Here is a 24,104-nt window from a genome sequence, read left to right as displayed (position 1 = left end):
TCGAGTTTATCGGCCGCGGCCGCCGCCTCCGCCGCCTCCGCCTCCCGAGAACCCGCCTCCGGAGGAGAAACTGCTCGAGCTCGAGCCTCCGCTGGAGGACCAGCCGCCGCCCGACGAGAATCCGGTGGAGCGCGAGCGCGCCACCACGGGCGGCGCCGGGGTCGACCGGCTGACGCTGGAGACGATCGAGTAGAGCCGCCAGCTGGTCAGCTGATCGCTGCTGGAGGCCCAGTCGATCGGGGTGTGAGCCTGCTCCGCGGCGGTCACCAGCACCTCGCCCCAGCTGCGCTCCACACCCCACAGCACCGCCCAGGGAAGCAGCTTCTCATAGAGCTTGACGAGCTCGGTCTGATCGTCGACGCGGATGCGGTCGGCGCCGGTGACCGACTGCAGCACCGCGAAGCGGTCCTTCTCCGCCAGTTCGAGGTAGTCCTTCATCCCGAGCAGGTAGTCGTTGAGCTTCTCACCCTTGGGGGTGAGCACGCGACGGCTGGACGAGTGGGTGAATGTCTGCACCGCGCCCCATCCGGCCGCGAGCACCCCGACGAAGGCGCCTTCGCTGCCCGAATACGGAGCGGAGGCGGTGACGAGCGCGACGGCGCCGACCGCGACGCCGGTGCCGGCGAACATGAGCCCCGACGACAGGGGACGCAGCTTGGTGCCGGCGGCGTAACCCTGCGAGGTGATCTCGTCGGTGATCGCCGTCTGCCCCCGGTGGAACGCGACGGAGAGCCTCGTGCTCGAGCTCGACAGCAACACGCGCGAGCCGGGCGCGAGGTCGCCGCCGAAGATGCCGACGAGCAGCGCGCGCTCGTGGCGGTCGACGCCCTCGGCGGTCACGAGCTCGGCGGAGTAGTCGTCGCCGCCCGCGGTGCCCGGGTCGAGCAGGCGGATCTTGCGACGCACCGCGAGATCGACGAGCTGCGCCGCGAAGGCCCGATCGGGGCGCCCCGCGATGTGCGCCGCGAGCATGATGTTCTCGCTCGGCGGCGTGTACTGCGGCACGATGATGTCGCTCGGCGCGGTCTCGGCGGCCAGGTCCTTCTTCCGCGTCAGCCGCGCGATGATGCCCACCACCACGCCGACCGGTCCGACCAGGAACAGCGCCATCTCGATCCACTGCGGGGCCCGCGGCGGGGGCGTGTACGGCCCATAGTCGTCGTCGTAGCTCGACGGCGGGTACGTGGTCGGCCCTTCGGCGAAGGTGTGCCCCGCGAAGGCGACCGCGATCGTCAGGTTCTCGTACGGGGCGAACGGGCCCGCGGTGGCACGGAACACCGCCTCCCCCGTCTCCGCGTCGTCCTCACGGGTGACACCGCCGGGGCATCCGGTCGCACCGAAGGCGCCGGCGGCGCAGAACGCCTCACCCTGGATCGAATCGACGAGCTCGGGCGCGACGCGCAGTTCCGCCGTCACGCGGCCGAAGGGCTGGGCCCAGCCGGTGCCGTTGACATCCCACTGGAACTCGTCGACCTCGGCATCGGCGAAGTAGCGGATGGTGTTGCGCTGCTCGTAGTGGATCACGTAGGTCTGCTCGCCGTAGACGTAGCTGTCGTCGCCGAGGCCGATGCTGTAGAAGTCCTCGTAGTACTCGGTGAAGTACGGCACCGGGTCGCCGTCGGCGTCGGTGATGCTCAGCACCGCGGTGTGCAGCTGCACGTTGCCGTAGTACTCGGGGATGTCGCGGTAGAAGCCCTTGTTCTGGTCGATGTCGGGGAATCGGGCGACGATCGTCTCGATCACGTCGAGCGTCGCGAAGCCCTCGCTGTCGCGCCCGAGCGCGTAGACCGCGTCGAAGGAGGCGATCTCGAAGTCGTCGACATCCGCCCGCGCCGTCGGGGCTGCGGAGGCGGCCGGAATGAGCACCGCCGCGAGCACGGCGAGGACGCCGGCGACACGGCGGATGCGTCGCTGAGTTCGACTCATGCCGCGAGCCTAGCCGGGCGCGTAGTCTCGAAGGGTGACGAACGAGCGCCCCGAAATGCCCCGCCCCGGGGTGCTGCGCCGCGCGAGCCTCGAGGTGCTGCGCGCCGAGGCGCACGACGAGCTCAGCACCGTCGTCTGGGAGCGCCTGCACGGCGGCGAGGACCCGTGGGCGTTCATGGAGGTGCTGCCGACGATCGACGAGTTCGTGGTGCTGGGCCTGCGCTCCGAGCTGATCGCCGCCGACAACGGCCGGCGCCCGAGCGCCGAGGTGGACCGGCGAATGCTGCGCCAGATCGCGCTCGCCTACCCGCAACTGAGCGAGACCGTGTGGTCGATGCTCGGCCGGCTGGATCGTCTGCGCTGGAGCGCGTAGGCGCGACGCGGCCTAGACCCCGGAGCCGCCCTTGCGGGTGTCGCGCGACTCGCCCGCCGGACGCTTCTCGCGCTTGATGCGCGCGTTCTCGCGCACCACGGCGGCCTGGCGCTCCCGCTCGGCGACGAGCCAGTCGGGCATCTCGTCCAGCAGCGCCTTGATCTCCGGCGTGGTGAGCGGCTCGATGATGCCGCCGCGGGCGAGCCCGGAGTTGGAGACGCCGAGCTTGCGGGCGACGACCTCGCGCGGGTGCGGTCCGTCAGCGCGCAGCACCTTCAGCCATTCGGGCGGATCGGTCATCAGCGCCTGCACCTCGGAGCGGGTCAGCGGCTTCGCGCGGAACTCCTCGGGCGTCGCCGCCAGCAGCAGCTCCAGCTTCTTGGCTGCGGTTGCCGGGTTCATCGTCTGCTCACTCACAGCCCCAGGCTAGCCTGAGCGGGTGGCAGATCCCTTCGTCGTGTGTTTCGTGCCGGGTGTCACCCCCACCAAGTGGGAGCGCATCTGGCGTGAGCGGATGCGCCGCGACCCGCTCGAGCTGCGCCCCAGTTCGCAGTCGGAGGCACTGGCGGCGCTGGAGGACGGGAGCGCCGCGATGGCGTTCGTGCGCGACGTCGCGGCGAGCGAGGAGCTGCACGTCATCCCGCTCTATGAGGAGACCCCGGTGGTCGTGGCGGCCAAGGAGCACGTGTTCTCGGTCGTCGACGACGTGAGCGAGGCCGACCTCGCCGATGAGGTGGTGCAGCCCGGCGACGACGCCGACACCGTCGCGCTGGTGGCGGCGGGCGTCGGGGTGGCGCGGATGCCGCAGTCGGTCGCCCGCACCCATTCGCGCCGTGACGTCGTGGCGCGTCCAATCCGCGACGGCGCCCCCACGAGAATCGGGCTCGCCTGGCGCGTGAGCGACGCGGGCGATGCCGCGGACCCGCGGATCGACACGTTCATCGGCATCGTGCGGGGCCGAACGGCCAACAGCACGCGGCGCTGAGCGCTGGGCCCGAGGAGGCTGCGGGCGAAAACGGCCCGTTAAATGTTACTGGCGGCGGTGACTTCGTCCGCTGTGTCCGGTTACCCCCGTAGCCGGTATTCGCGTTTCGACGATGTCACCGCCGCCCCTAGTCCCCCAACTAGTGCACTTATGAAGTTACTGATCCCGCCACCCTCGCGCTCCCCCCATTCTGGGTGTCCCTCACATGTAGGACAGGACGACCGGTTCGGGGTACAAAACGGCGAGGCACTCAGAGCTCGGAAACGGCGTCCCGCAGCATCGTGACGAGCGCCGAGAGCTGCACCGAGCCCTCCTCGCTCTCGTCGAGGTGGACGCCATCGAGGGCCCGGGCCGCGAGGCCCGCCTTGGCGTCGATGAGCTCCGAGATGCGGGCGTCGAGCGTGCCCGCGGCGATGATGCGCCAGGCGGTCACCGGCAGCCCCTGGCCGATGCGGTGCACGCGGTCGATCGCCTGCGTCTGCTCCGCGTTCGTCCAGCTGAGCTCGGCGAGCACGACGTTCGACGCGGCCTGCAGGTTGACGCCGACGCCGGCCGCCGTGAGCGAGCACACCGCGACGGCGACGTCCTCGTCGTTGGTGAACGCGTCGATCGCCTCCTGGCGCGCCTTCGAGCTCTGGTCGCCGCGAATCGAGACGGTGCGCAGCCCCGCCGCCGCGAAGTGCTTCTCCGCCGTGTCCATCACGTCGATGTGCTTGGCGAAGAACACCACCTTGCCGACGTTGCGGGCCAGATTGACCGTGTAGTCCGCCGCCGGGGTGGCCTTGGCCTGACCGATCTTGCGGACCATCGTGAACACGTTGTCGCCGCCCGAGGCCGCCGAGCGCGACTCCTCGAGTTCGGCGTGCGCCACAAGCCGGATGATGTCCTCGGGGTTCGCGTCCGGGCGCTGCGCGAGCACGCGACGGTAGCGGTCCACGAGACGCGAGATGAGCGCCTGCTCGGCGGCGCGAATCGAGCGCCCCGCCTCCCCGTCGAGCTCGACCGGGATGTCGGCGATGCGGCGCGCGGGGATATCGGCGGCGACATCCTCCTTCTTGCGACGCACGATGCCCATGTCGATCACGGCGCCGCGCGCGGCGGCGAAGAAGCCCGGGTCGCCGGGCGTGCGCTCGGTCTCCTCCAGCTTCTTCATCAGCTGGGCGAGCGGCTGCTTGTCATCGATCCAGCCGAGGTACTGCCAGATCATCCGGAAGTCCTCGATCTGGTTGATCAGCGGGGTTCCGGTGAGGGCGATGAACAGGGCGTTCGGGCTGACGGCGCGGATGCTCTTCGCGATCGCGAGCACGTTCTTCGAGCGCTGCGAGTCCTTGTTCTTGATGAAGTGCGCCTCGTCGACGATCATGCCCTTGAAGCCGCGACGGCTGAGCCAGGCGGCGTGCCGGTCGAGGATCTCGTAGTTGACGATCGTGACGTCGGCGAAGGCATCCAGGTCGTCGCCGTCGCCGTGCACCACGGTGGCGGTGCGCTGCGGCGTCCACTTCTCGACCTCGCGCGCCCAGTTCACCTTGACGACGTTCGGCACGACCACGAGCAGCGGGTAGGAGCCCGAGACGTGGGCCGCCAGCAGCGCCTGCGCCGTCTTGCCGAGACCCGGCTCGTCGGCGAGCAGGAAGCTGCGGTGCCCGGTGCGCGCCGACTCGATGAAGCGCGCCTGGTGGATCATCAGCTCGGTGCCGCCCGGCGTCTCGCGGGTGCGCGGCGCGGGCAGGTTCATGGTGGCGGCGCCGCCGCCAGCGCCGACCTCGAACGAGCGGAACAGCGGCTCGATGAGCTCCCAGTTCGCCAGACGCCCCTCGGTGGTCGGCTTGGCCTGGGCAGCGCTGAAGTCGGGCGCGAGGAACGGGTTCGACATCTGGTACTGCTTGACCGACTGCGGGATGACCTGGCGGTCCTCCGCGGGAGTCTTCTCCGGCGTCTCGGTCACGATCACGAGATCCTCGGGGCTGAGCTCGGCGCCCGCCTCCATCAGGATCGTGCGACGCACCTCGAGCGCGGCCGTCGACAGCGGCGCCGTGTCGGTGAGCAGCTGGATCAGGCTCGTGTCGCGCGAGGCCGTCTTCGCCATGATCGTGGCGATGCCGTCGAGGCGGGTGAGCTCCTTGCTGCGCTCGGCCTCGCCGAGGCTCGCATCCGCCTTGATCCGCGCGCGCTCCTCGCGCACGAGCACCGCGACGACGCGGAACCGGGTGCGGTTCGCGGCGTTCACCTTGCCGCGCTCGGCCGAGTTCTCGATCGTGCGCACGATGCGCGCCAGGACGGGGATGACACCCGTCTCGTCCTGGTGCTGACGCTTGCGCTGCGGCGCAGCGCGGCGTCCCCCGTTGCGCGACTTCTGCCCGGTTTGGGCCATGATTCTCCTCGAGCATTCGCCAGAATGCCGGTCGATCCGCCTGATGCTCAGGCCGTTGCTGTGTAAAACGGGACCGCCATGCGGGATCGGCGTTCACCGTGTACTTCCCGCGGAATCCCAGACCCGGCTTTGGCCGGTGGGGCGGAACGTGGCCCCAGTCTAGCCGAATCCTCGCCTTAGCGGGTTCGCGACCCGCTCGCGGGCACGACCGCGATGCGGATCAGCATGCCCGCGGCAACGACCACGAGCACCGCGATGTACTGCATCCCGAGCCACCACTCTCCGGGCACCGCGATCGGCAGCACCGGATTCCACACCACGGCGATCGCGCCGAGCGGCGGCACCCACCACCAGTGGCGCGCCCGCACCGCGAACCAGGCGATGATCAGAGCGAAGATCGAGACGACGAACCGGATGACGAGGAACGCGTCGCTGTCGAGCAGCGCCACCCCGATCAGCAGGGCCATCGCGGCGATGACGGCGGGCGCGAGTGCGAGGCGCCGGGGCACCGGAGCGGACTCGCGCGACCTCGAACTCATGCCGAAAGCCTATCGAGCGCGACCGCCGCGCTCGCGCTTGTAATGTCGAGGAGTGAGCACCCCTGTCGACCGTCTGCGCGAACTCATCCGGATTCCGACCGTCTCCCGTTCGAACTCCGAGGAGGTGGACTGGGAGGCCTTCGCGGCGTTCCGCGCGAAGCTCGCCGAACTGTTCCCGCTCGTGCACGAGCGCCTCGAGCACGAGCTCGTCGGCGAGGCGTCGCTCCTCTTCCGCTGGGCCGGCCGGGACGCCGCCGCGGCGCCGCTCGTGCTGATGGCGCACCAGGACGTGGTGCCCGCCGACGAGCCCGGCTGGCAGTTCCCCGCCTTCGAGGCGGAGCTGGTGCGCGATGACGACGGCGAGGAGCGCGTCCGCGGTCGGGGCGCCATCGACGACAAGGGCGCGCTCGGCAGCATCCTGGAGGCGGTCGAGTCGCGGCTCGCCGAAGGCTTCACCCCCGCCGCCGACGTGTACCTCGCGTTCGGCCACGACGAGGAGGTCGCCGGCCACGGCGCCCCCGCGATCGTCGACCTGCTCGAGCAGCGCGGCATCCGCCCCGCCCTCGTGGTGGATGAGGGCGGAGCCGTCGTCGAGGGCATCTTCCCCGGCGTCGCCGCCCCCGTCGCCGTCGTCGGCGTCAGCGAGAAAGGGCTCGCCGGCATCGAGCTCTCGGTGGAGCGCAGCGGCGGCCACGCCTCCACGCCCGTGCGCGACGGCGCGACCACGCGACTCGCGCGGGCCATCGTGCGGCTGGACCGCTCCCCCGCCCCCGCGCAGCTCGCCGAGCCGACCGCCGAGATGATCCGCCGGCTCGGCGCCCACACGAAGCAGCCGATGCGTTTCCTGTTCACCCACGTCGGCCTGTTCCGGGGGCTGCTCACCGCCGTGTTCTCGCGTCTGGGCCCGGAGACCAACGCGATGGTGCGCACCACCTACGCCGTCACCCGCCTGCGCGGCTCGGCCGGCGACAACGTCATCGCCGAGAAGGCCACCGCGATGGTCAACGTGCGCATCGCGGTCGGGTCGAGCCTGGCGGAGGCGCTGGCCCACATCCAGCAGGTGGTGCGCCGCGACGGCGTCGAGGCGCGCCTCGTCTACGGCTCCGAGCCCTCGCCGGTCTCGCCCGCGAGCGGCGAGGCGTGGGAGCGGCTGTCCGCCTCCATCGGAGAGCTCTTCCCCGAGGCGATCGTCACGCCCTACGTCATGCTGCAGGCCAGCGACGGGCGGCACTTCACCCGCATCAGCGAGCACGTCTACCGCTTCCTGCCGTTCGATCTGACGACCGCGGAGCGGGCGACGCTGCACGCGATCGACGAGAGCATCCGCGTCTCGACCTACCTGCGCGGCATCGAGTTCTTCCGCGACCTGCTCGCGCGCAGCTGACGTCGGCTACGTTCCGGGGGCCGTCTGGGCGATCCAGCCGTCGAGGGCGCTCGGACGGTCGGTGGCGATGCCGTCGACCCCGAGCGCGAGCGCCTCGGCCCAGCTCTCCCGATCGTTGAGCGTGTAGAGCAGCACCCCGAGTCCCGCATCGTGCATCGCCTCGACGACCTCGGGGCGCTGCTCGAGCTCCTCGGTGCGGGTCATGAACGCGCTGGCGGTGTATTTCTGCACGAGCGTGACCGGATCCTCCGGCAGGGTCTTCCGCAGCACGATCCGCGGGAACGCGGCGGCGACCTCGGAGAGCGAGGCGAGCGAGACCTTGCTGAAGCTCGCGAACGAGACGCGGTTCTGCACGCCGCGCGGGAAGATCTCGGCGATCATCGAGCGCACCTCCTCGGGCGTCCAGTCGCCCTTGAGCTCGAGCAGCGCGCGCGAGTCCGAATCCGCGAGCAGGTCGAGGAACTCACCGAAGGTCGGCACGAGCGTGCCGCGGAAGCGCTCGTCGTACCAGGAGCCCGCGTCGAGCTTGCGCAGTTCGTCAAGCGTCTTGTTGGCAACGCTGCCGGTGCCGTTCGTGGTGCGATCCACGGTGGTGTCGTGCATCAGCACCACCTGCCCGTCGCGGGTCAGCTGAAGGTCGGTCTCGACGTAGGCGAAGCCGCTGTCGAACGCGGACTGGAAGGCGGGCAGCGTGTTCTCGGGCGCATCCGAACGGTCGCCGCGATGCGCGGCGATGAACGCCGACTCGCCGGGACTGCGCAGCTCGCCGAACGGGCTGGCGGCGAAGACGCGGACGGCGTCGGGGTTCAGCGCCATCACGAGCACGAGCCCGAGGGTGAGGGCGCTCGCGACGAGAGCGCGACGAAGCGGGTGGGTGGGGTGACCGAGCTTCGGGGACTCGGCAACGGGCTGCGCTGTCGTCATTGACACGCTTTCGTTTCGGGTTCACCACGGATGTGGTCCCCGCGTCGCTGCGGGTGCCTCGAACCTAGCAGGTTGCGTTACCGGTTTGTTACCTATTCGTCACCGAGTCGTGATCTGGTCGGCGGCGTCCCCGCCCGCCGCGTCCGCGCGCGCCTCGGCCTCGGCTCGCGCGGTGATGCGCAGGGCCATGCCGCGGAAGATCACCCCGTGGAACGGGAGGATCGCGAACCAGTACAGCCGCCCGGCGAGACCGCGCGGGAAGAACACGGCGCGCTGCCGGTACAGCGAGCCGTCATCGTGCGGCACGGCGGAGAGCTCGAGCCAGGCGCGGCCCGGGAGCTTCATCTCGGCGCGCAGGCGCAGGAAGCGCCCCCGGTCGAGCTCCTCCACCCGCCAGAAGTCGAGCGCCTCGCCGAGCGCCAACCGGTGCGGATGACGACGCCCGCGTCGCAGCCCCACCCCGCCGACGAGCTTGTCGAGCCAGCCGCGCAGAGCCCAGGCGAGCGGGAAGGAGTACCAGCCGTTGTCACCGCCGATGCCCTCGATGACGCTCCACAGTCGCGCTGGCGACGCGGTCGAGGTCTGCTCCCGCGCATCCACGTAGACGGTGTGCCCCGACCACTCCGGGTCGCTCGGCAGCGGATCGCTCGGGGCGCCCAGCACGGCGTCGTTCTGCCAGCTGGTCTCCACCTCGCCGGAGCGCATCTTGCCGAGCGCCAGGCGCACCGCGCGCCGATAGCCCGTCAGCCCGCCGTCGGGGTCGGGAATCCAGCGCGCGATGTCATGCTCGCGGCACACGGCGTCGTTCTGCAGACTCGTCACCAGCGGCACGGCGAGCGCGCGCGGGATCGGGGTGACCAGGTTGACCCAGTGCGAGGCGAGCCACGGCGTCAGCACCGGCAGCGAGGCGATCGGCCGCTGGTGGAGCCCCGCCTCGACGGCGTAGCCGTTCATCATCTGGCCGTAGCGCAGCACATCCGGCCCGCCGATGTCGAAGGCCCGGTTCACCTCGGGTGGCAGTTCGGCCGCCTCGAGCAGGTAGTAGAGCACGTCGCGCACGGCGATCGGCTGGATGAAGTTGCGGACCCATTTCGGTGCGGGCATATACGGCAGCACCTCGGTGAGGTGCCGGATCATCTCGAAGCTCGCCGAGCCGGAGCCGATCACGACCCCCGCCTGCAGCGCCGCCGTCGGCACCCCGGAGGCGAGCAGGATGTCTCCGACCTCGGCGCGCGAGCGCAGGTGCGGCGACAGCTTGCCCTCGGGGTGCAGGCCGCCCAGGTAGACGATGCGTGAGACGCCCGCCTCGCGCGCCGCCGCCGCGAAGGCCTCGGCGTGCCGCCGGTCGACGTCGGCGAAGTCGCGGTGCGCGGTCATCGAATGCACCAGGTAGTACGCCACCTCGCGACCGTCGAGCGCACGGCGCACCGCCTCCGGGTCGCCGAGGTCTCCCTCGACGACCTCGACATCGGCCGCCCAGGGCACATCGCGCAGTCGCGCGCGGTCGCGCACGAGCACGCGCACCTCGTGACCGCGTTCCAGAAGCCGGGGAGCCAAGCGCCCGCCCAGATACCCGGTCGCGCCGGTCAGGAGGATGCGCATGCCGCCACGCTAAGCCTCCGGGCTGAAGAAACCCCGGGTCCCGACGAGATGCAGCCCCCGTGAAACGCGCGCCCCTCCCCGCGAGCGGCGCCAAAAGCGCGATCTTGCACGCCGCGATCGCACTTTTGGCACCGGTCGCGCGGCGCGCGACGGCGAACGCGACGGCCGGCTCAGATCAGCGACTTGGTGTGCCAGACCGTCTTCGTCTCGGTGAGCGCGACGATCCGGTCGAGCGAGCGCGCGGGCACGCCCGGCTCCGGATGCAGGACGCGCTTCAGCGTGTCGGCCGCCGCGATCTCGAGGTCGATCCAGTCGAGAGCATCGGCTCCCGCCAGGTCGAGCGCGTTCACGTCGGCGTGGCTCGCGAGCCACGGGGCGATCTCGGCCGGCGAGCCGGTGAGCACGTTGACGACGCCGCCCGGCAGGTCGCTCGTGGCGAGCACCTCGGCGAGGCTGATCGCGCTGAGCGGGTGCTGCTTGCTCGCGATCACGACCACCGTGTTGCCGCTCACGATCGCGGGCGCCACGACGTTGACCAGGCCCAGCAGCGATCCGCCGGTGCCCTGCGGCGCCACGATCGCGACGACACCGGTCGGCTCCGGCACCGAGAGGTTGAAGTAGGGGCCCGCGACCGGGTTGCCGGTTCCGGCGACCTGCACGTACTTGTCGGCCCATCCGGCGAACCAGACCCAGGAGTCGATCGCCGCATCCACCTGCGCGATCGCCGCCGACTTCGACACGCCCTCGGAGGCCGCGACCTCGGCGACGAACTGCTCGCTCCGCCCCTCCAGCACCTCGGCGATCCGGTACAGCACCTGACCGCGGTTGTAGGCGGTCGCGCCCGCCCAGCCGGGCTGCGCGGCGCGGGCGGCCACAACGGCGTCGCGCCCGTCCTTGCGGCTGGCGAGTGCGGCGTTGGCGAGGAACTTGCCCTTCGGCGTTGTCACCTCGTAGCTGCGGCCCGACTCGGTGCGCGGGAACTTGCCGCCGATGTAGAGCTTGTAAGTCTTGGGGATCGTCAGGTGGGTCATCGAGCTGCTCCCTTGGTCTCGATACGCGCGCTGCGCGCGCTACTCGACCCGCCTGCGGCGAGGTACGCGGTGAGGCCGTGGCGGCCGCCCTCCCGGCCGTAGCCGGACTCCTTGTAGCCGCCGAACGGCGACGCCGGGTCGAAGCGGTTGAAGGTGTTCGCCCAGATCACCCCCGCGCGCAGCTTGTCGGCGACGGCGAGGATCTTCGAGCCCTTGTCGCTCCAGATGCCGGCCGAGAGGCCGTACGGCGTGTTGTTCGCCTTGGCGATCGCCTCGGCGGGTGTGCGGAAGGTGAGCACGCTGAGCACCGGGCCGAAGATCTCCTCGCGGGCGACGCGCGAGCTCGTCGACACGTTGGTGAAGATCGTCGGGGCGTACCAGAAGCCGTTCTCGGGGAAGTCGCACGGGGCACTCCAGCGCTCGGCGCCCTCGGCCTCGCCGGCCGCGACGAGCGCGGTGATGCGTTCGAGCTGCTCCTGCGAGTTGATCGCGCCGATGTCGGTGTTCTTGTCGAGCGGATCACCGAGGCGCAGCGTCGACAGTCGACTCTTCAGCCGGTCGATGACCTCGTCGTGGATGTTCTCCTGCACGAGCAGGCGGCTGCCCGCGCAGCAGACGTGGCCCTGGTTGAAGAAGATGCCGTTGACGATGCCCTCGATCGCCTGATCGATCGGCGCGTCATCGAAGACGATGTTGGCGGCCTTGCCGCCGAGCTCGAGCGTGACCTTCTTGCCGGTGCCGGCGACCGCCTTGGCGATCTCGCGGCCGACCGCGGTCGAGCCGGTGAAGGCGACCTTGTCGACGTCGGGGTGGCGCACGAGCGTCGCCCCGGTGGCGCCCGCGCCGGTCACGATGTTGACGACGCCCTTCGGCAGCTCGGCCTGCTGGAGGATCTCGGCGAACAGCAGCGCCGTGAGGGAGGTCGTCTCGGCGGGCTTCAGCACCACCGTGTTGCCCGCGGCGAGCGCCGGGGCGACCTTCCAGGCGAGCATCAGCAGCGGGAAGTTCCAGGGAATGACCTGACCGGCCACCCCGAGCGCCTTCGGGTTGGCGCCGAGGCCCGCGTAGTCGAGCTTGTCGGCCCAGCCCGCGTAGTAGAAGAACCAGGCGGCCACGAGCGGCACGTCGACGTCGCGGCTCTCCTTGATCGGCTTGCCGTTGTCGAGGCTCTCGGCCACGGCGAGCTCGCGTGCGCGCTCCTGCACGAGGCGGGCGATGCGGAACAGGTACTTGCCGCGGTCGGCGCCCGACAGCTTCGACCAGGTCTTGTCGTAGGCGCGGCGGGCCGCGGCAACGGCCAGATCGACGTCGCGCTCATTGGCGGTGGCGATCTCGGCGATGACCTTCTCGGTCGCGGGCGACACCGTCGAGAACGGGGTGCCGTGCCCGTCGACGAAGTCGCCGTCGATGAACAGGCCGTAGGAGTCGCGAAGCTTCAGGATGCTCGTCGACTCGGGCGCCGGGGCGTAGTCCAGGAAGCCGCCACCGGCGGGGATGTCAATGTCTTTCACCATGCTGCGGTCCTCAGTCGATCGTGACGTAGTCGGGGCCGGAGTAGTGGCCGGTCTGAAGCTTCTGCCGCTGCAGGAGCACATCGTTGAGCAGGCTCGAGGCGCCGAACCGGAACAGGTGCGGCTGCAGCCACTCCTCGCCCACCGTCTCGGCGACCGTCACCAGGTACTTGATCGCATCCTTCGAGGTGCGGATGCCGCCGGCCGGCTTCACGCCGATCTTCTCCCCCGTCAGGCGGTACCAGTCGCGCACCACCTCGAGCATCAGCAGGGTGACCGGCAGCGTCGCCGCGGGGCTCACCTTTCCGGTCGAGGTCTTGATGAAGTCGCCGCCGGCGAGAATCGCCAGCCAGCTGGCCCGGCGCACGTTGTCGTAGGAGTTCAGCTCACCGGTCTCGAGGATCACCTTGAGGCTCGCGAACGTGCCATCCTCGCGGCGGCAGGCCTCCTTCACGGCCACGATCTGCTCGAACACCTCGCCGTAGCGGCCCGCGAGGAACGCGCCGCGGTCGATCACCATGTCAATCTCGTCGGCGCCCGCCGCGACCGCATCGCGGGTGTCGGCGAGCTTCACGGCGAGCGAGGCGCGACCGCTCGGGAACGCGGTGGCGACCGCCGCGACGGAGACGAGGCCGTCATCCGGGTCGCCGTGGAGGGCGCCGAGCGCCGCCACCGCATCCGGAACCATGTCGCCGTAGACGCAGACCGCCGCCACTCGGGGCGTGTCGGGCGAGCTCGGGTCGGGCGTGATCGCCTTCGCGACCAGCGAGCGCACCTTGCCGGGGGTGTCAGCACCCTCCAGCGTCGTGAGGTCGATCAGCTCGATGATGCGGTCGAGGGCCCAGGCCTTCGAGGTCGTCTTGATGGAGCGCGTTCCGAGGGCCGCCGCACGCTGCTCGAGGCCGACCGCGTCGACGCCCGGAAGGCCCTCCAGGTGGAGTCGCAGGCTCTTCTCGGTCAGCTCGGCGCCGAGCAGCCTGGTCGCGCGTTCGGCAGGAGCGAGCGCGGTGCGCGTCGTCACGCCGGAAGAGGTGGCATTCACCCCCCGAGTCTAGCGAGCACGCCTGAAACTCTCAGGGGGACGCGACGGTCGCCGCGCGCAGCAGGTGCTGCTCGTAGTCGGCACCGTGATCGCGCTCCCAGTTCTCCCAGTCGACCGGATGCCCGCGCAACAACTCCTCCAGCTGATCCAGCCGGGTCTGCCAACCGGCGATCAGCGGGGCTCGGAAACGGCTGTCGATGTGCTGCGGAACGGTGAGGACGAGCTCGGTGACGCCGCCGCGGGATCCGCCCTGCGATTCGGTCAGCTCGACGCGCACGTGGCCCAGTCGCGGCCCGTCGCTCTCGACGATCGCGGGAACCGCCGGCTCATCGGGGGCCGGGTCGCGCCGCTCGAGCACCTCGACGCCCTCGACGAGGCTCGCATCCGGATGCAGCCAGCCCTCCATCAGGATCGGGTCGACGATCGCCTCCCAGACGATCGAGCGCGGCAGATCGATCACCCGTTCCAGCCGCGAGACGCCGTTCACGCGGCCAGTGTACTGCTCTGTCAACCCCGGATGAGCAGCCACGCGGCGGTCGCTACGCTGGGGGAACCCGTGATCCCGCCGATCGAAAGTAGCTCTCTGCCGTGATCCCTGTTGCCCTCGCCATCGACCTCGGCGGTACGAAGGTCGAAGCCGGACTCGTCACCGCCGACGGCACGGTCGTCGCCTCCTCGCGCCACCGGCGCCCCACCGGCCCCGACTCAAGCTCGGAGCAGCTCGCTGAGGCGGTCACGGGCGCGACGATGGCGGCGCTCGCCAGCGTCGGCCCCGAGCACGAGCTGATCGGCGCGGGCATCGGCGCGGCCGGCCCCATCAAGGTGGCGGCCGGCGCCGTCTCGCCGCTCAACCTGGCGAGCTGGCGCGACTACCCGCTGCGCGACCTCGTGCGCAGCGTCGTCGAGCCGGTCGCGCCCGGTGTGCCGGTGACGCTGCGCATGGACGGGCTGTGCATCGCCCTCGCGGAGCACTGGGTGGGTGCCGCTCGCGGTGCCGGCAATGCGATGGGGATGATCGTGTCGACCGGCGTCGGCGGCGGACTGATCCTCGGCGGCCGCACCGTCCCGGGCCCCACCGGCAATGCGGGCCACATCGGACACGTCGAGGTCGCCGGCTTCGACGACCCCTGCGCCTGCGGCGGCGCCGGATGCCTCGAGGCCGTCGCCTCCGGCCCCAAGACGGTCGCCTGGGCGCGCCGCGAGGGCTGGGAGGGCAGCACCGGGGAGGAGCTCGCCGCGGCCTACGCCGCCGGCGACGAGGTCGCCCGACGCGCCGTCGCCCGTTCCGGCCGCGCGATCGGCCAGGCGATCGCCTCCGCGACGGCACTCGTCGATCTCGACGTCGTCGCGATCGGCGGCGGGTTCTCGCACGTGACGCCGGACCTCTTCGACGCGATCCGCGAGCCGATCGCCGAGCACGTCCAGTTCGGCTTCGTCACCAAGGTGCGCGTCGTTCCGTCGGGGCTCTCCGGCGACGGTCCGCTGATCGGCGCCGCGGCGCTCATCCACCGCTCCGAGCTGATCGACTCCTAGCCGCTCGGCGCCGCCGCCGGCCCGCCCCCGCCCCGCGCAAAGTCGGAGCTGGGGCGAGTTCGTCCACGACCCGTGGACGAGACGCGTGAATCTCCGACTTTGCGTCGGGAGACGCGCTTTGCGTCGGGAGACGCGCCGGCCTGACGGGTTCAGCCGGCGCGGCGCTCGAGCTCGTCCTCGACGGTCTCACCGCGTGCCAGCACCACGAGCGCGGGCACGGCGAAGATCGCGGCGGCGAGCAGCAGCCAGAGCGGGGCGATCCATCCCCCGGTCGCCGAGTGGATGACCCCGACCAGGAACGGTCCGGCCGCGCCCACGAGGTAGCCGAAGCCCTGCACGAACCCGCTCAGCGCCACCGCTCCGCCGGCGGTGCGCGAGCGGAGTCCGATGAGGGCCAGCGCGAGCGGGAACAGGAGCGGGCCGAAGCCGGCCATCAGCACCCACAGCCAGGTCGCGCTCGACGGGGCGATGAGCAGTCCCAGATAGCCGGCGAGGTGGAAGGCGATCCCGGCGACCACGAGCGGGGTCGCGGAGCGCAGCCGCGACGCGAGCACGGGAACCAGCAGCGCGGCCGGGAAGCCCGCGATCGTGAACAGAGCAAGCAGACCGCCCGCAGCGGCCGGCTCCACGCCCGCCACGTCGCTCACCATGAGCGGCAGCCAGGCGAAGGCCGCATAGGCTCCGAACGACGCCGTGGCGAACACCCCGGCGACCGACCAGGCGGTCGGCGAGCGCAGAACGCTGAGCCGGGAGGCGACCGGAAGCGCGCCGGTCTCGACCGCCTCGGCGGCGCGCGCCGCCGCATCGTGGGCCTGATCGTGACGTCCGAGCAGGCTGATCACCCACGGAATCGCCACCACGATCGCCGAGGCGAACCACACGCCGAGCGACACCCGCCAGCCGGCACCCTCCGCCACCGGCACCGCGATCAGCGCCGGAATGGTGGCCCCGACCGACATCACGGTCGCGTAGATCGCCGTGACGGCCCCGACCCGGGTCGGGAAGTAGCGCTTGACAATCGGCGGAAGCAACACGTTCGCGACCCCGACGCCGAGCAGCGTGACGATCGTCGCCGTCACGAGGATGAGGGTCGAGCCCGCGAGCGCGCGTCCCAAGTGGCCGGCGACCATCACGATGATGGCGAGCACCAGGGCGCGCTCCAGCCCAACCCGGCGCACCACCATCGGTCCGATCAGCCCGGAGGCGGCGAACGCGAGCGGGGGCGTCGCCCCCAGCACGCCGAGGGCCACAGGATCGAGGGTCAGCTCCGCCGAGATGAGATCGACGATCGGCGAGATCGCGGCCACCGCCGTGCGCAGGTTGAGGGCGAGCAGGACGACGCCGACGAACACCAGCACACGACCGCGTCGCAGCCTTCGAGCCTCGAAGGCCTCACGTTCACTCACCGCACGAGTCTAGGAGCGCCGGCCTGTGCGGCGCCGTGCCGTGCGCACGCCGGCCCGCGTACAGTCGCCACCATGAGTGATCTGACACGGCACCTGCCGTTGAGCAGCCGTGCGCGTCGCGACGAGTCGCGCGTCGAGTCGAACTGGTCGCGCCGTCAGGGCGAGCTGCTGCTCGCGGTCGCCGAGATTCTCGAGGCGGAGGGACCCGGCGCCGCGACGCACGCAACCCTGCGAGCGGGCGTCACCGTCGAAGAGCTCGCGCGTTCGATCGCCCGCACCGTCACCCGGGGACGACGCGAGCGCACCGCCCTCGCCAGCGAGAGCCTTGCCGAGCTCACGAGCCGCATCCGCACGCTCGCCATGGAGCGCCTCGCGGCCCGCACTCGCGTCCGCGTGCCCGAGCTCGGCGCCACGCTCGCCGACGCCTGGGAGCTCGCGCTCGCGCTCGGGCGGCCGCTCGCCGTCACCTCGACGGTGTCGGGCGCCGTGGCGCTCGCCCGAAGCCTCGCTGCGCCGATGCCGATCCGCGCGGTGGTGCGCGGTCGCCGACTGATCGCGAGCGACGCCGGGTGGGAGATCGGATCGGGGCCCCCGATCACGGGAAGCGCCGCCGCGATCGTGCTCTTTCTCTACGGCCACCGCGGCGTCCCCGGCGGCTGACGCCGGTCAGCGCGGCGACTGCGCGGCGAGGATCTCGCGGACCTTGGCCACGTCGGCGGCAAGCTCGGCCACGAGGGCCTCGATGCCGTCGAAGCGCAGCATCGGACGCACGAAGTCGACGAACTCGAGCTCGATGGTGCGCCCGTAGACATCCACGTCGACGTCGAGCAGGTAGGCCTCGACCTGGTGCTCGGGAATCCCTTCAAAGGTCGGGTTGTTGCCGACCGAGACGGCGGCCGCGTAGCGCTCGCCGTCGATCGTCGCCCAGGCCGCGTAGACGCCGTCCGCCGGCACGAAGCCTTCGATGTCGGGGTCGAGATTGGCGGTGGGGAATCCGAGCTCCCGCCCCCGATGCTCGCCGTGCACCACGATCGACCGCACGGTCGGCGGGCGGCCGAGAAGCTTCGCCGCATCGTGGACCTTGCCCTCGTCGAGCAGCTCGCGGATCCAGGTGGATGACGCCCGCCGGTCCGAGCCGGTCACCGCATCCCCCGACCCGGCGACATCGCTGATCACGACCGTCTCGAAGCCGCTCTCGGCCCCGATCCGGGTGAGCAGATCGACGTCGCCCTGACCGCGGGCGCCGAACCGGAAGTCGGCACCGGCGAGCACGAGGCGAGCGCCGAGGGCGTGCACCAGGGCGTTCTCCACGAACTCGGTCGCGGGAACGGCGCTGAGCTCGCGATCGAAGGTGAGCATGAGCGTCGCCGCGACGCCCGCCGCGGCCAGCAGTTCGAGCTTCTGCTCGTTGCTGACCAGCGCCGGCGGGCAGAGCTCGGGGCGCAGCAGCGCGAGCGGGTTGCGATCGAAGGTGACCACCACCGGCGCGATGCCGAGCTCATCGGCGCGCGTGCAGAGCGTCTGAAGGAGCGCGCGGTGCCCGAGGTGCACCCCGTCGAACTTGCCGATCGCGATCGCCGACGGTCCGAAGTCGGAGGGCACCTCGCTCAGACTGCGGAATATCCTCACGAGCTCGCCGCCGGGGCGGAGACGCGCGTGCTGCGGCGCAGCCACCACAGCCCGAGGATCGGCAAGGCGAGCGGGATCAGCAGATACCCGGCTCCGAACGCGCTCCAGACGGTCGCCTGGCCGCCGATCGGCGACGCGGAGTCGAGTCCCAGCAGGCCCGGCGCGACAACGCTCACGGTGCCGATCGTCAGCACGCCGACGAGCTCGAAGCCGATGGTGATCCACGCCAGCCGGTCCCACCGCAGCGCGAGCGCGAGCGTCGCGACGATGTAGACCGCGGCAGCGACCGCCGACAGCGAGTAGGCCAGCGGCGCCTCGTCGAAGCGCGTCGCGATCTGCAGCACCGAGCGTCCGGTCGCCGCGATCGCCAGGATGCCGTAGACGGCGACGAGGGCACGGCCGGAGCCGCTGATCCGCCGCGACGACGGACTCGATTCGGGTGAGCGCAACATCGCCCCCCAGCGTACTGCCGCCGGGCGCGGCGCGCCGCGCATCTCAGGCCAGCTGGATCGCCCAGATCTGCTGCATGCGGTAGATCATGATCGCGATCGAGATCGCCGCGATCCCCAGCACCACACTGCTCCAGCGCGAGCGCTCCATCAGCGCCCACAGCACCGCGATCGGCGGGATCAGCAGCGCCGTCACGAGGTACACGAAGAACTCCAGCACGCTGCCGGTGGCGACGTTGCCGAAGCCGGGCGCCACGAGCGCGATGATCAGCTGCGCGAGCAGCAGCAGTTCCACGAGCGCGACCGACAGAATCGCGGCGTCGTTGGGCGCGCGCTTGGTGATGCCCAGACCGACGCAGTACAGCCCCGCGAGCGATGCGATGACGACCTGAATGATCGTGAACCAGGAGATCACGAGAGCACCTCCTGGGTGGGGAAATTGACGAGGATGCGCGCGGTGCCGTCGACGATGGCGGCGAGCCCCGCGAGCCGGCCGTCCGGTCCGAGCAGAGCGATGACCTCGGCATCCGGGTGGTCGACCGTAATGCGCTTGCCGTGCGCCAGATCGCGCAGCCGGGCTTCGTCGAGCATCGAGCTCGGGTAGAGGGCGGTCGCCACCGCGCCGGGGGCGAGCAGCGCCGCGCGGGCCCGCTCCGGCTGCTCGGGGTCGAGCACGATCGCGTCGTCGACCGAGAACGGGCCGATCCGGGTGCGCCGCAGCGCCGTCAGGTGCCCTCCGACGCCGAGCGCGGCGCCCAGGTCGCGCGCCAGCGCGCGCACGTAGGTGCCGGAGGAGACGCTCACCCGCACGTCGAGATCGATCGTGCCCTCGGGCAGCTCAGACCCGCGCCGCTCCTCGTCGACGACGAACGAGCTCACGGTGACGTCGCGGCCGCGCAGCTCGACCGTCTCGCCGGCGCGCGCCAGCTCGTAGGCCCGCCGCCCCTGCACCTTGATCGCGCTGACCGTCGACGGAACCTGGGTGATCGGGCCGGTGAGGCTCGCGATGACCTCGTCGATCGCGCCGCGATCGAGGCCGCGCGCATCCGCGCCGCCGGTGATCTCGCCTTCGGCGTCGTCGGTGCTCGTCGACTGGCCGAGACGGATCGTCGCCGCGTAGTCCTTGTCGAGTCCGACGAGGTAGGTCAGCAGACGGGTGGCGCTGTCGACACCGAGCACCAGCAGCCCCGTCGCCATCGGGTCGAGGGTGCCGGCGTGACCCACTTTGCGGGTGCCCAGGGCGCGGCGGGCCCTCGCAACGACGTCATGGCTCGTGAAGCCCTGCGGCTTGTCGACGAGCAACACTCCCGGGCTTGCAGACACCTCGCCATCGTATCGCCGCACGCCCGCCCGGCCTGCGCCCCTACGATGCCAGAGTGCGAATTGGAATCATCGGGGCCGGAGCCGTCGGCGGCGCCCTCGCCGCGCTGCTCGAGAAGGCGGGGCACGAGGTGGCGGTTGCGGCGCGCGGAGCGCAGCTGGCCGCGATCCGCGAGAACGGCATCCGACTGGATGGCGGTTTCGGCGAGCACGTCGCGCGCGTGAGTGCGGACGAGTTCCTGACCTCGGCCCCCGAGCTGGCGATCCTCGCCACCAAGGCGCAGGATGCCCGCGTCGCCCTCGACGCGCACAGCACGGTGCTGGCGGGCGTTCCGCTGCTCGTGGTGCAGAACGGTCTCGGCGGTCTCACCGTCGCGCGCGAGGAGCTTCCCGACTCGCCGCTGTTCGGCGGGCTGGCACTGTTCGCCGCCTCCTACCTCTCGCCCGGCCGCATCACCATCACCGCGGCGCTGCCGCTCGTGATCGGCGCCGGCGACGGAACCACCCCCGACGAGCTCGACGCGCTTGCCGCGACGCTGCGCGAAGCGCTGCCGACCGAGGTCGCGCCGGACCTCGAGTCGGCGCAGTGGAGCAAGCTCCTCGTCAACCACGTGAACGCGCTGCCGGCGATCACCGGACTCAGCGTGCAGGAGGTGGTCGCGCATCCGGGTCTTCGACGCGTGATGACTGCGAGCATGCGCGAGACGGTGCGCGTCGCGCGTCGGCTCGACATCCGGCTCGGCGAGATCCAGGGGGTCTCCGGTCGCCTGCTCGAGGCCATCGGCTGGGCCCCGCTGGCGATCGGCTCCCTGTTCCCGCGAATGCTCGCCGACCGGATGGGCGACGTGCCGAACCCCGGTTCGACGCTGCAGAGCATCCAGCGCGGACAGCTCACCGAAATCGACTTCCTGAACGGCGCGGTCGTCGCGGCGGCGCAGCGGGCGGGGATGCGCACGCCGACGAACGCCGCGCTCGTGAACCTGGTGCACCAGGTGGAGCGGTCGGGCCAGTTCCTCGACCCCGAGGACGTGCTCGCGCGGGTTCCCGTCTAGTCGACCGCGTCCCCTCAGCAGGAGTCGGCGAACACCCGGCGGGGGCTCTCCGGGTCGGCGTTGTCCACGATCGCGCTCGCGCGGGTGCGCGGCTCCGCGTCGGCGGCGTACGTCGCCAGCGGCTCGCCCGGCCCGTCGAGCCAGATGCTGAAATTCCAGATCGAGCGCAGGTCCGGCCGCAGCAGATACTCCCCCTCGACGAGAAGGATCGCATTGGCGGGCGCGGTGGTCCAGGTCGGCTCGAGCGGCTGATCCGCGTCGGCGTCGAAGGCGGCCAGCACGAACGCGGCGCTGCCGCCGAGCCGGAACGGGTCGATCAGCACCCGACGGAACACCGAGTAGTCGAACGCGTCACGATAGCGCCCCTCGGGGGTGTCGGCTCCGCGCTCGTTCCGCGGGCGCTGGAAGTCGTCGATGTGGGCCACGACGGCGGCGTGCCCCCGTCGCACCAGGACGACGGCCAGGTCGGTCGCGAATGCGCGCGATCCGGAGCCCTCGGCGCCCTCGACGGCCACCGCGACGCGACCCTTGGCGTAGTGCGCCAGGATCTCGGCGGCGAGCGCCTCGAGCACGTCCTCGCGGGCGGGCGACCATGTCGGCATGATCTCAGCGTAGCCACGGCGTCGTAGCCTGGCTGGGTATGAACGCGCCCGACTCCCCCGACGACCCTCGCGCCGAACTCGGCGACCGGGTCGCGGCCTGGTTCGCGGCCGGGCATCGAGATCTGCCCTGGCGCCGCGACGGCTTCGGCGCGTGGGGAATCCTGGTGAGCGAATTCATGCTGCAGCAGACGCCGGTCGCCCGCGTGATCCCCCGTCTGGAGGCGTGGCTGGAGCGCTGGCCCACCCCCGCCGACCTGGCGGCGGTGCCGCCGGGCGAGGCGGTGCGCGCCTGGGATCGGCTCGGGTACCCGCGCCGGGCGCTCGCCCTGCACGGGGCGGCCGTCGCGATCACCGAGCAGCACGGCGGGCGCGTGCCCGACGACGTAGCGGCCCTGCTCGCCCTCCCCGGCGTGGGGCCGTACACCGCCCGCGCGGTCGCCGCCTTCGCCTACGGCGTGCGCTCGCCCGTCGTCGACACCAACGTGCGCCGCGTGCTCGCGAGAGCGCTGCGCGGGGATGCGGAGCCCGGCCCGCCCTCGACCCGGCGCGACCTCGCCGAGATGGAGGCGACGCTGCCGACGGATGCGGCGACCGCCCGTCTCACCAACGCCGGCACGATGGAGCTCGGCCAGACCGTCTGCACCGCGCGAGCGCCGCGCTGCGAGGAGTGCCCGATCGCCGCACTGTGCGCCTGGCGCGCCGCCGGCTACCCCGAGTACACCGGAACGCGGGCGCCGCGCCAGAAGAAGTACGAGGGCTCCGACCGGCAGGTGCGCGGGCTCGTGCTCGGCGAGCTGCGCGCGCACGAGGTGCCGGTGCCGCTGGAAGCACTGCGCGCCCGGTGGTCGGCGGCGGGCCTCGACGACGCCGAGCAGTTCGCGCGGGCGCTTGCCGGGCTCGAGCGCGACGGGCTCATCACGGCCGCGCCCGAGGGCTACTCGCTGCCCGCCGCCTAGGGTTGAGACGTGCCCGTTCATCCGCTCCGCCTTGCCCGTGCCACCGCCGAGGCCGAGCTGGTCACGGCGCTTGCCGCACTGCCCGCCTCCCTCGGACTCGAGCGGGAGTTCTCGCCCGAAGTGCTCGCCGAGGCGAAGACGGCCGCCGCCACGACGCCGCTGCCGGAGGCCGATCGCACCGACATCCCCTTCCTCACGATCGACCCCGAGGGCTCGACGGACCTCGACCAGGCGCTCGCCCTCGAACGCGGCGCCGACGGGCTCGTCGTGCACTACGCGATCGCCGACCTGCCCGCCTTCGTCTCCCCCGGCGGTGCGGTCGATCACACGGCGCGCGAGCGCGGGATGACGATCTACGCGGCCGACGGACGCATCCCGCTGCATCCGGTCGCCATCAGCGAGCACGCCGCCTCACTGCTGCCGAACGAGGTGCGCGGCGCCTTCGTGTGGACGTTCCGCCTCGACGGCCGCGGCGAGGTCGTCGAGACCTCACTCGAGCGGGCCCGGGTGCGCAGCCGCCGCCAGCTCTCCTACGAGCAGGCGGATGCGGAGCTCGCGGCCGGAGCCGGCGAGTCGATCGAGACACTGCGGCTGCTGCTCGAGCTCGGCGAGCTGCGCCTCGCGCTCGAAGCCGAGCGCGGCGGGGCGAGCCTGTCGACGCCCGAGATCCTGGTCGCCCACGACGGCGACCGCTACACGCTGGAGCGCCGCGCTCTGCACGCCATCGAGCGCGCCAACGCCCAGCTCTCGCTGATGACCGGCATGGCGGCGGCGCAGATCATGCTCGACGGCGGCGTGGGGATCCTGCGCACCATGCCTCCTGCCGACGCGGAGTCGGTCGAGCATTTCCGCCGTCAGACGCGCGCGCTCGGACGGGCCTGGCCCGCCGATCAGGCCTACGGCGACTACCTGCGCGAGCTCGACGGCGAGCAGCCGCGCGACCTGGCGATCCTGCACGCGGCCTCGGCACTGTTCCGCGGCGCGAGCTACACCGTTTTCGACGGCGCCGAGCCGGAGGAGAAGATCCAAGCCGCGATCGCCGCGCCGTACACGCACGTCACCGCGCCGCTGCGGCGCCTGGTCGACCGGTTCGCGCTGCTTGTCTGCGAGGCGCTCGTCCGCGGTGAACGGCCGCCGGCCTGGGTGCTCGAGGCGCTGCCGGAGCTGCCCGGCATCATGGGGCGCGCCGCGAGCGCGGCCGGGCGCCTGGACCGGCTGACCCTCGACCTGGTCGAGGCCGCCGTGCTCACCCCGCGCGTCGGCGAGGAGTTCGATGCCGTCGTGGTGCGGGCCACCGGCTCGGGCGGGCGCATCCAGCTCGCCGACCCCGACGTCGAGGCCGAGTTCACCGGAGACGTCGAACCGGGCGAGTCGCTCCGCGTGCGCCTGACGCGCGCCGACGTCGCCACGGGCACCCTCGAGTTCACCCGCGCCTAGCGCGCGCTCCGCACCCCACCTCCCCGCGAGCG

Annotated in this window: 24 protein-coding genes; 8 read left to right on the top strand and 16 right to left on the bottom strand. The window is 71.7% G+C overall.

What is annotated here, in order from left to right; translation table 11 throughout:
• Positions 1-6 precede the first annotated feature (6 nt).
• Positions 7-1,926 carry a DUF2207 family protein gene (locus ACR3ZA_RS00325; protein ID WP_473659022.1) on the bottom strand — a complete coding sequence of 640 codons (1,920 nt, stop codon included), beginning with the start codon at positions 1,924-1,926 and terminating at the stop codon, positions 7-9.
• Between the two features lie 34 nt (positions 1,927-1,960).
• Here ACR3ZA_RS00325 and ACR3ZA_RS00320 point away from each other — a divergent pair, with 34 nt between their 5' ends.
• A complete protein-coding gene (locus tag ACR3ZA_RS00320; RefSeq protein ID WP_473659020.1) occupies positions 1,961-2,299 on the top strand; it encodes a tryptophan synthase subunit alpha in 339 nt (112 codons plus the stop codon).
• A gap of 12 nt (positions 2,300-2,311) precedes the next feature.
• Here ACR3ZA_RS00320 and ACR3ZA_RS00315 read toward each other — a convergent pair whose 3' ends face one another.
• Complete coding sequence (locus tag ACR3ZA_RS00315; RefSeq protein ID WP_473659018.1) at positions 2,312-2,716, bottom strand: DUF5997 family protein; 405 nt, start codon at positions 2,714-2,716, stop codon at positions 2,312-2,314.
• A 22-nt stretch (positions 2,717-2,738) separates the two neighbouring features.
• Between ACR3ZA_RS00315 and ACR3ZA_RS00310 the strand changes: the two genes are divergently transcribed.
• Positions 2,739-3,284 carry a LysR substrate-binding domain-containing protein gene (locus tag ACR3ZA_RS00310; RefSeq protein ID WP_473659016.1) on the top strand — a complete coding sequence of 182 codons (546 nt, stop codon included), beginning with the start codon at positions 2,739-2,741 and terminating at the stop codon, positions 3,282-3,284.
• Positions 3,285-3,534: 250 nt separating this feature from the next.
• Here the strand turns inward: ACR3ZA_RS00310 and ACR3ZA_RS00305 are convergent, their stop codons facing one another.
• The gene (locus tag ACR3ZA_RS00305) at positions 3,535-5,655 is read right to left on the bottom strand and encodes an SNF2-related protein (RefSeq protein WP_473659014.1); all 2,121 of its coding nucleotides are present in this window, start codon (positions 5,653-5,655) and stop codon (positions 3,535-3,537) included.
• Between the two features lie 176 nt (positions 5,656-5,831).
• On the bottom strand, positions 5,832-6,194 hold the full coding sequence (locus ACR3ZA_RS00300) for a DUF6804 family protein (protein WP_473659012.1): 363 nt from the start codon (positions 6,192-6,194) through the stop codon (positions 5,832-5,834).
• Between the two features lie 52 nt (positions 6,195-6,246).
• On the opposite strand from ACR3ZA_RS00300, the gene ACR3ZA_RS00295 reads away from it, so the two are divergent.
• Complete coding sequence (locus tag ACR3ZA_RS00295) at positions 6,247-7,578, top strand: M20/M25/M40 family metallo-hydrolase (RefSeq protein ID WP_473659011.1); 1,332 nt, start codon at positions 6,247-6,249, stop codon at positions 7,576-7,578.
• Between the two features lie 6 nt (positions 7,579-7,584).
• On the opposite strand, the gene ACR3ZA_RS00290 is transcribed toward ACR3ZA_RS00295, so the two are convergent.
• From ACR3ZA_RS00290 to ACR3ZA_RS00265, 6 genes are all read right to left on the bottom strand, one after another.
• A complete protein-coding gene (locus tag ACR3ZA_RS00290) occupies positions 7,585-8,502 on the bottom strand; it encodes a glycerophosphodiester phosphodiesterase family protein (protein ID WP_473659009.1) in 918 nt (305 codons plus the stop codon).
• A gap of 99 nt (positions 8,503-8,601) precedes the next feature.
• Positions 8,602-10,104, bottom strand: a complete 1,503-nt coding sequence (locus tag ACR3ZA_RS00285; RefSeq protein WP_473659007.1) for a DUF2867 domain-containing protein — start codon at positions 10,102-10,104, stop codon at positions 8,602-8,604.
• Between the two features lie 170 nt (positions 10,105-10,274).
• Positions 10,275-11,135 (bottom strand): aldehyde dehydrogenase family protein, encoded by an 861-nt coding sequence (locus ACR3ZA_RS00280; protein WP_473659005.1) that lies wholly within the window; start codon positions 11,133-11,135, stop codon positions 10,275-10,277.
• Positions 11,132-12,649 carry an aldehyde dehydrogenase family protein gene (locus ACR3ZA_RS00275; RefSeq protein WP_473659003.1) on the bottom strand — a complete coding sequence of 506 codons (1,518 nt, stop codon included), beginning with the start codon at positions 12,647-12,649 and terminating at the stop codon, positions 11,132-11,134. The genes ACR3ZA_RS00280 and ACR3ZA_RS00275 overlap by 4 nt, the downstream gene beginning before the upstream one ends.
• 10 nt (positions 12,650-12,659) lie before the next feature.
• Positions 12,660-13,688 carry a deoxyribose-phosphate aldolase gene (gene deoC, locus ACR3ZA_RS00270; RefSeq protein WP_473659001.1) on the bottom strand — a complete coding sequence of 343 codons (1,029 nt, stop codon included), beginning with the start codon at positions 13,686-13,688 and terminating at the stop codon, positions 12,660-12,662.
• Between the two features lie 31 nt (positions 13,689-13,719).
• A complete protein-coding gene (locus ACR3ZA_RS00265) occupies positions 13,720-14,175 on the bottom strand; it encodes an SRPBCC family protein (RefSeq protein ID WP_473658999.1) in 456 nt (151 codons plus the stop codon).
• 104 nt (positions 14,176-14,279) lie between these two features.
• On the opposite strand from ACR3ZA_RS00265, the gene ACR3ZA_RS00260 reads away from it, so the two are divergent.
• Positions 14,280-15,221 carry an ROK family protein gene (locus ACR3ZA_RS00260; protein ID WP_473662251.1) on the top strand — a complete coding sequence of 314 codons (942 nt, stop codon included), beginning with the start codon at positions 14,280-14,282 and terminating at the stop codon, positions 15,219-15,221.
• 149 nt (positions 15,222-15,370) lie between these two features.
• Here ACR3ZA_RS00260 and ACR3ZA_RS00255 read toward each other — a convergent pair whose 3' ends face one another.
• Complete coding sequence (locus ACR3ZA_RS00255) at positions 15,371-16,627, bottom strand: MFS transporter (RefSeq protein WP_473658997.1); 1,257 nt, start codon at positions 16,625-16,627, stop codon at positions 15,371-15,373.
• 72 nt (positions 16,628-16,699) lie between these two features.
• Between ACR3ZA_RS00255 and ACR3ZA_RS00250 the strand changes: the two genes are divergently transcribed.
• Positions 16,700-17,287 carry a hypothetical protein gene (locus ACR3ZA_RS00250; RefSeq protein ID WP_473658996.1) on the top strand — a complete coding sequence of 196 codons (588 nt, stop codon included), beginning with the start codon at positions 16,700-16,702 and terminating at the stop codon, positions 17,285-17,287.
• Positions 17,288-17,293: 6 nt separating this feature from the next.
• Here ACR3ZA_RS00250 and ACR3ZA_RS00245 read toward each other — a convergent pair whose 3' ends face one another.
• From ACR3ZA_RS00245 to truB, 4 genes are read right to left on the bottom strand one after another with little or no spacing between them, the layout of a single operon-like run.
• Entirely contained in the window at positions 17,294-18,256 is a 963-nt protein-coding gene (locus ACR3ZA_RS00245) for a bifunctional riboflavin kinase/FAD synthetase (protein WP_473658994.1), read from the bottom strand.
• A complete protein-coding gene (locus ACR3ZA_RS00240; protein ID WP_473658992.1) occupies positions 18,253-18,708 on the bottom strand; it encodes a hypothetical protein in 456 nt (151 codons plus the stop codon). The genes ACR3ZA_RS00245 and ACR3ZA_RS00240 overlap by 4 nt, the downstream gene beginning before the upstream one ends.
• 43 nt (positions 18,709-18,751) lie before the next feature.
• Positions 18,752-19,120, bottom strand: a complete 369-nt coding sequence (locus ACR3ZA_RS00235; protein WP_473658990.1) for a hypothetical protein — start codon at positions 19,118-19,120, stop codon at positions 18,752-18,754.
• Complete coding sequence (gene truB / locus ACR3ZA_RS00230) at positions 19,117-20,028, bottom strand: tRNA pseudouridine(55) synthase TruB (protein WP_473658988.1); 912 nt, start codon at positions 20,026-20,028, stop codon at positions 19,117-19,119. Before truB ends, ACR3ZA_RS00235 begins: the two co-directional genes overlap by 4 nt.
• A gap of 53 nt (positions 20,029-20,081) precedes the next feature.
• Here truB and ACR3ZA_RS00225 point away from each other — a divergent pair, with 53 nt between their 5' ends.
• Positions 20,082-21,077 carry a 2-dehydropantoate 2-reductase gene (locus tag ACR3ZA_RS00225; protein ID WP_473658986.1) on the top strand — a complete coding sequence of 332 codons (996 nt, stop codon included), beginning with the start codon at positions 20,082-20,084 and terminating at the stop codon, positions 21,075-21,077.
• Between the two features lie 14 nt (positions 21,078-21,091).
• On the opposite strand, the gene ACR3ZA_RS00220 is transcribed toward ACR3ZA_RS00225, so the two are convergent.
• Positions 21,092-21,679 carry a nucleoside/nucleotide kinase family protein gene (locus ACR3ZA_RS00220; protein ID WP_473658984.1) on the bottom strand — a complete coding sequence of 196 codons (588 nt, stop codon included), beginning with the start codon at positions 21,677-21,679 and terminating at the stop codon, positions 21,092-21,094.
• Positions 21,680-21,717: 38 nt separating this feature from the next.
• Here ACR3ZA_RS00220 and ACR3ZA_RS00215 point away from each other — a divergent pair, with 38 nt between their 5' ends.
• Positions 21,718-22,635, top strand: a complete 918-nt coding sequence (locus ACR3ZA_RS00215; protein WP_473658982.1) for an HhH-GPD family protein — start codon at positions 21,718-21,720, stop codon at positions 22,633-22,635.
• Between the two features lie 9 nt (positions 22,636-22,644).
• On the top strand, positions 22,645-24,072 hold the full coding sequence (locus tag ACR3ZA_RS00210) for an RNB domain-containing ribonuclease (protein ID WP_473658980.1): 1,428 nt from the start codon (positions 22,645-22,647) through the stop codon (positions 24,070-24,072).
• Positions 24,073-24,104: the final 32 nt, after the last annotated feature.

The organism is Herbiconiux sp. J20-20 (assembly GCF_057365085.1).
This window is presented reverse-complemented; position numbering and strand designations above follow the sequence as displayed.

What these genes read in the sequence shown, in the direction of transcription:
- ACR3ZA_RS00325 (WP_473659022.1), bottom strand. Translation starts at nt 1,926, where the DNA reads ATGAGTCGAACTCAGCGACGCATCCGCCGTGTCGCCGGCGTCCTCGCC.
- ACR3ZA_RS00305 (WP_473659014.1), bottom strand. Translation starts at nt 5,655, where the DNA reads ATGGCCCAAACCGGGCAGAAGTCGCGCAACGGGGGACGCCGCGCTGCG.
- ACR3ZA_RS00300 (WP_473659012.1), bottom strand. Translation starts at nt 6,194, where the DNA reads ATGAGTTCGAGGTCGCGCGAGTCCGCTCCGGTGCCCCGGCGCCTCGCA.
- ACR3ZA_RS00290 (WP_473659009.1), bottom strand. Translation starts at nt 8,502, where the DNA reads ATGACGACAGCGCAGCCCGTTGCCGAGTCCCCGAAGCTCGGTCACCCC.
- ACR3ZA_RS00285 (WP_473659007.1), bottom strand. Translation starts at nt 10,104, where the DNA reads ATGCGCATCCTCCTGACCGGCGCGACCGGGTATCTGGGCGGGCGCTTG.
- ACR3ZA_RS00280 (WP_473659005.1), bottom strand. Translation starts at nt 11,135, where the DNA reads ATGACCCACCTGACGATCCCCAAGACTTACAAGCTCTACATCGGCGGC.
- ACR3ZA_RS00275 (WP_473659003.1), bottom strand. Translation starts at nt 12,649, where the DNA reads ATGGTGAAAGACATTGACATCCCCGCCGGTGGCGGCTTCCTGGACTAC.
- ACR3ZA_RS00250 (WP_473658996.1), top strand. Translation starts at nt 16,700, where the DNA reads ATGAGTGATCTGACACGGCACCTGCCGTTGAGCAGCCGTGCGCGTCGC.
- ACR3ZA_RS00240 (WP_473658992.1), bottom strand. Translation starts at nt 18,708, where the DNA reads ATGTTGCGCTCACCCGAATCGAGTCCGTCGTCGCGGCGGATCAGCGGC.
- ACR3ZA_RS00220 (WP_473658984.1), bottom strand. Translation starts at nt 21,679, where the DNA reads ATGCCGACATGGTCGCCCGCCCGCGAGGACGTGCTCGAGGCGCTCGCC.
- ACR3ZA_RS00215 (WP_473658982.1), top strand. Translation starts at nt 21,718, where the DNA reads ATGAACGCGCCCGACTCCCCCGACGACCCTCGCGCCGAACTCGGCGAC.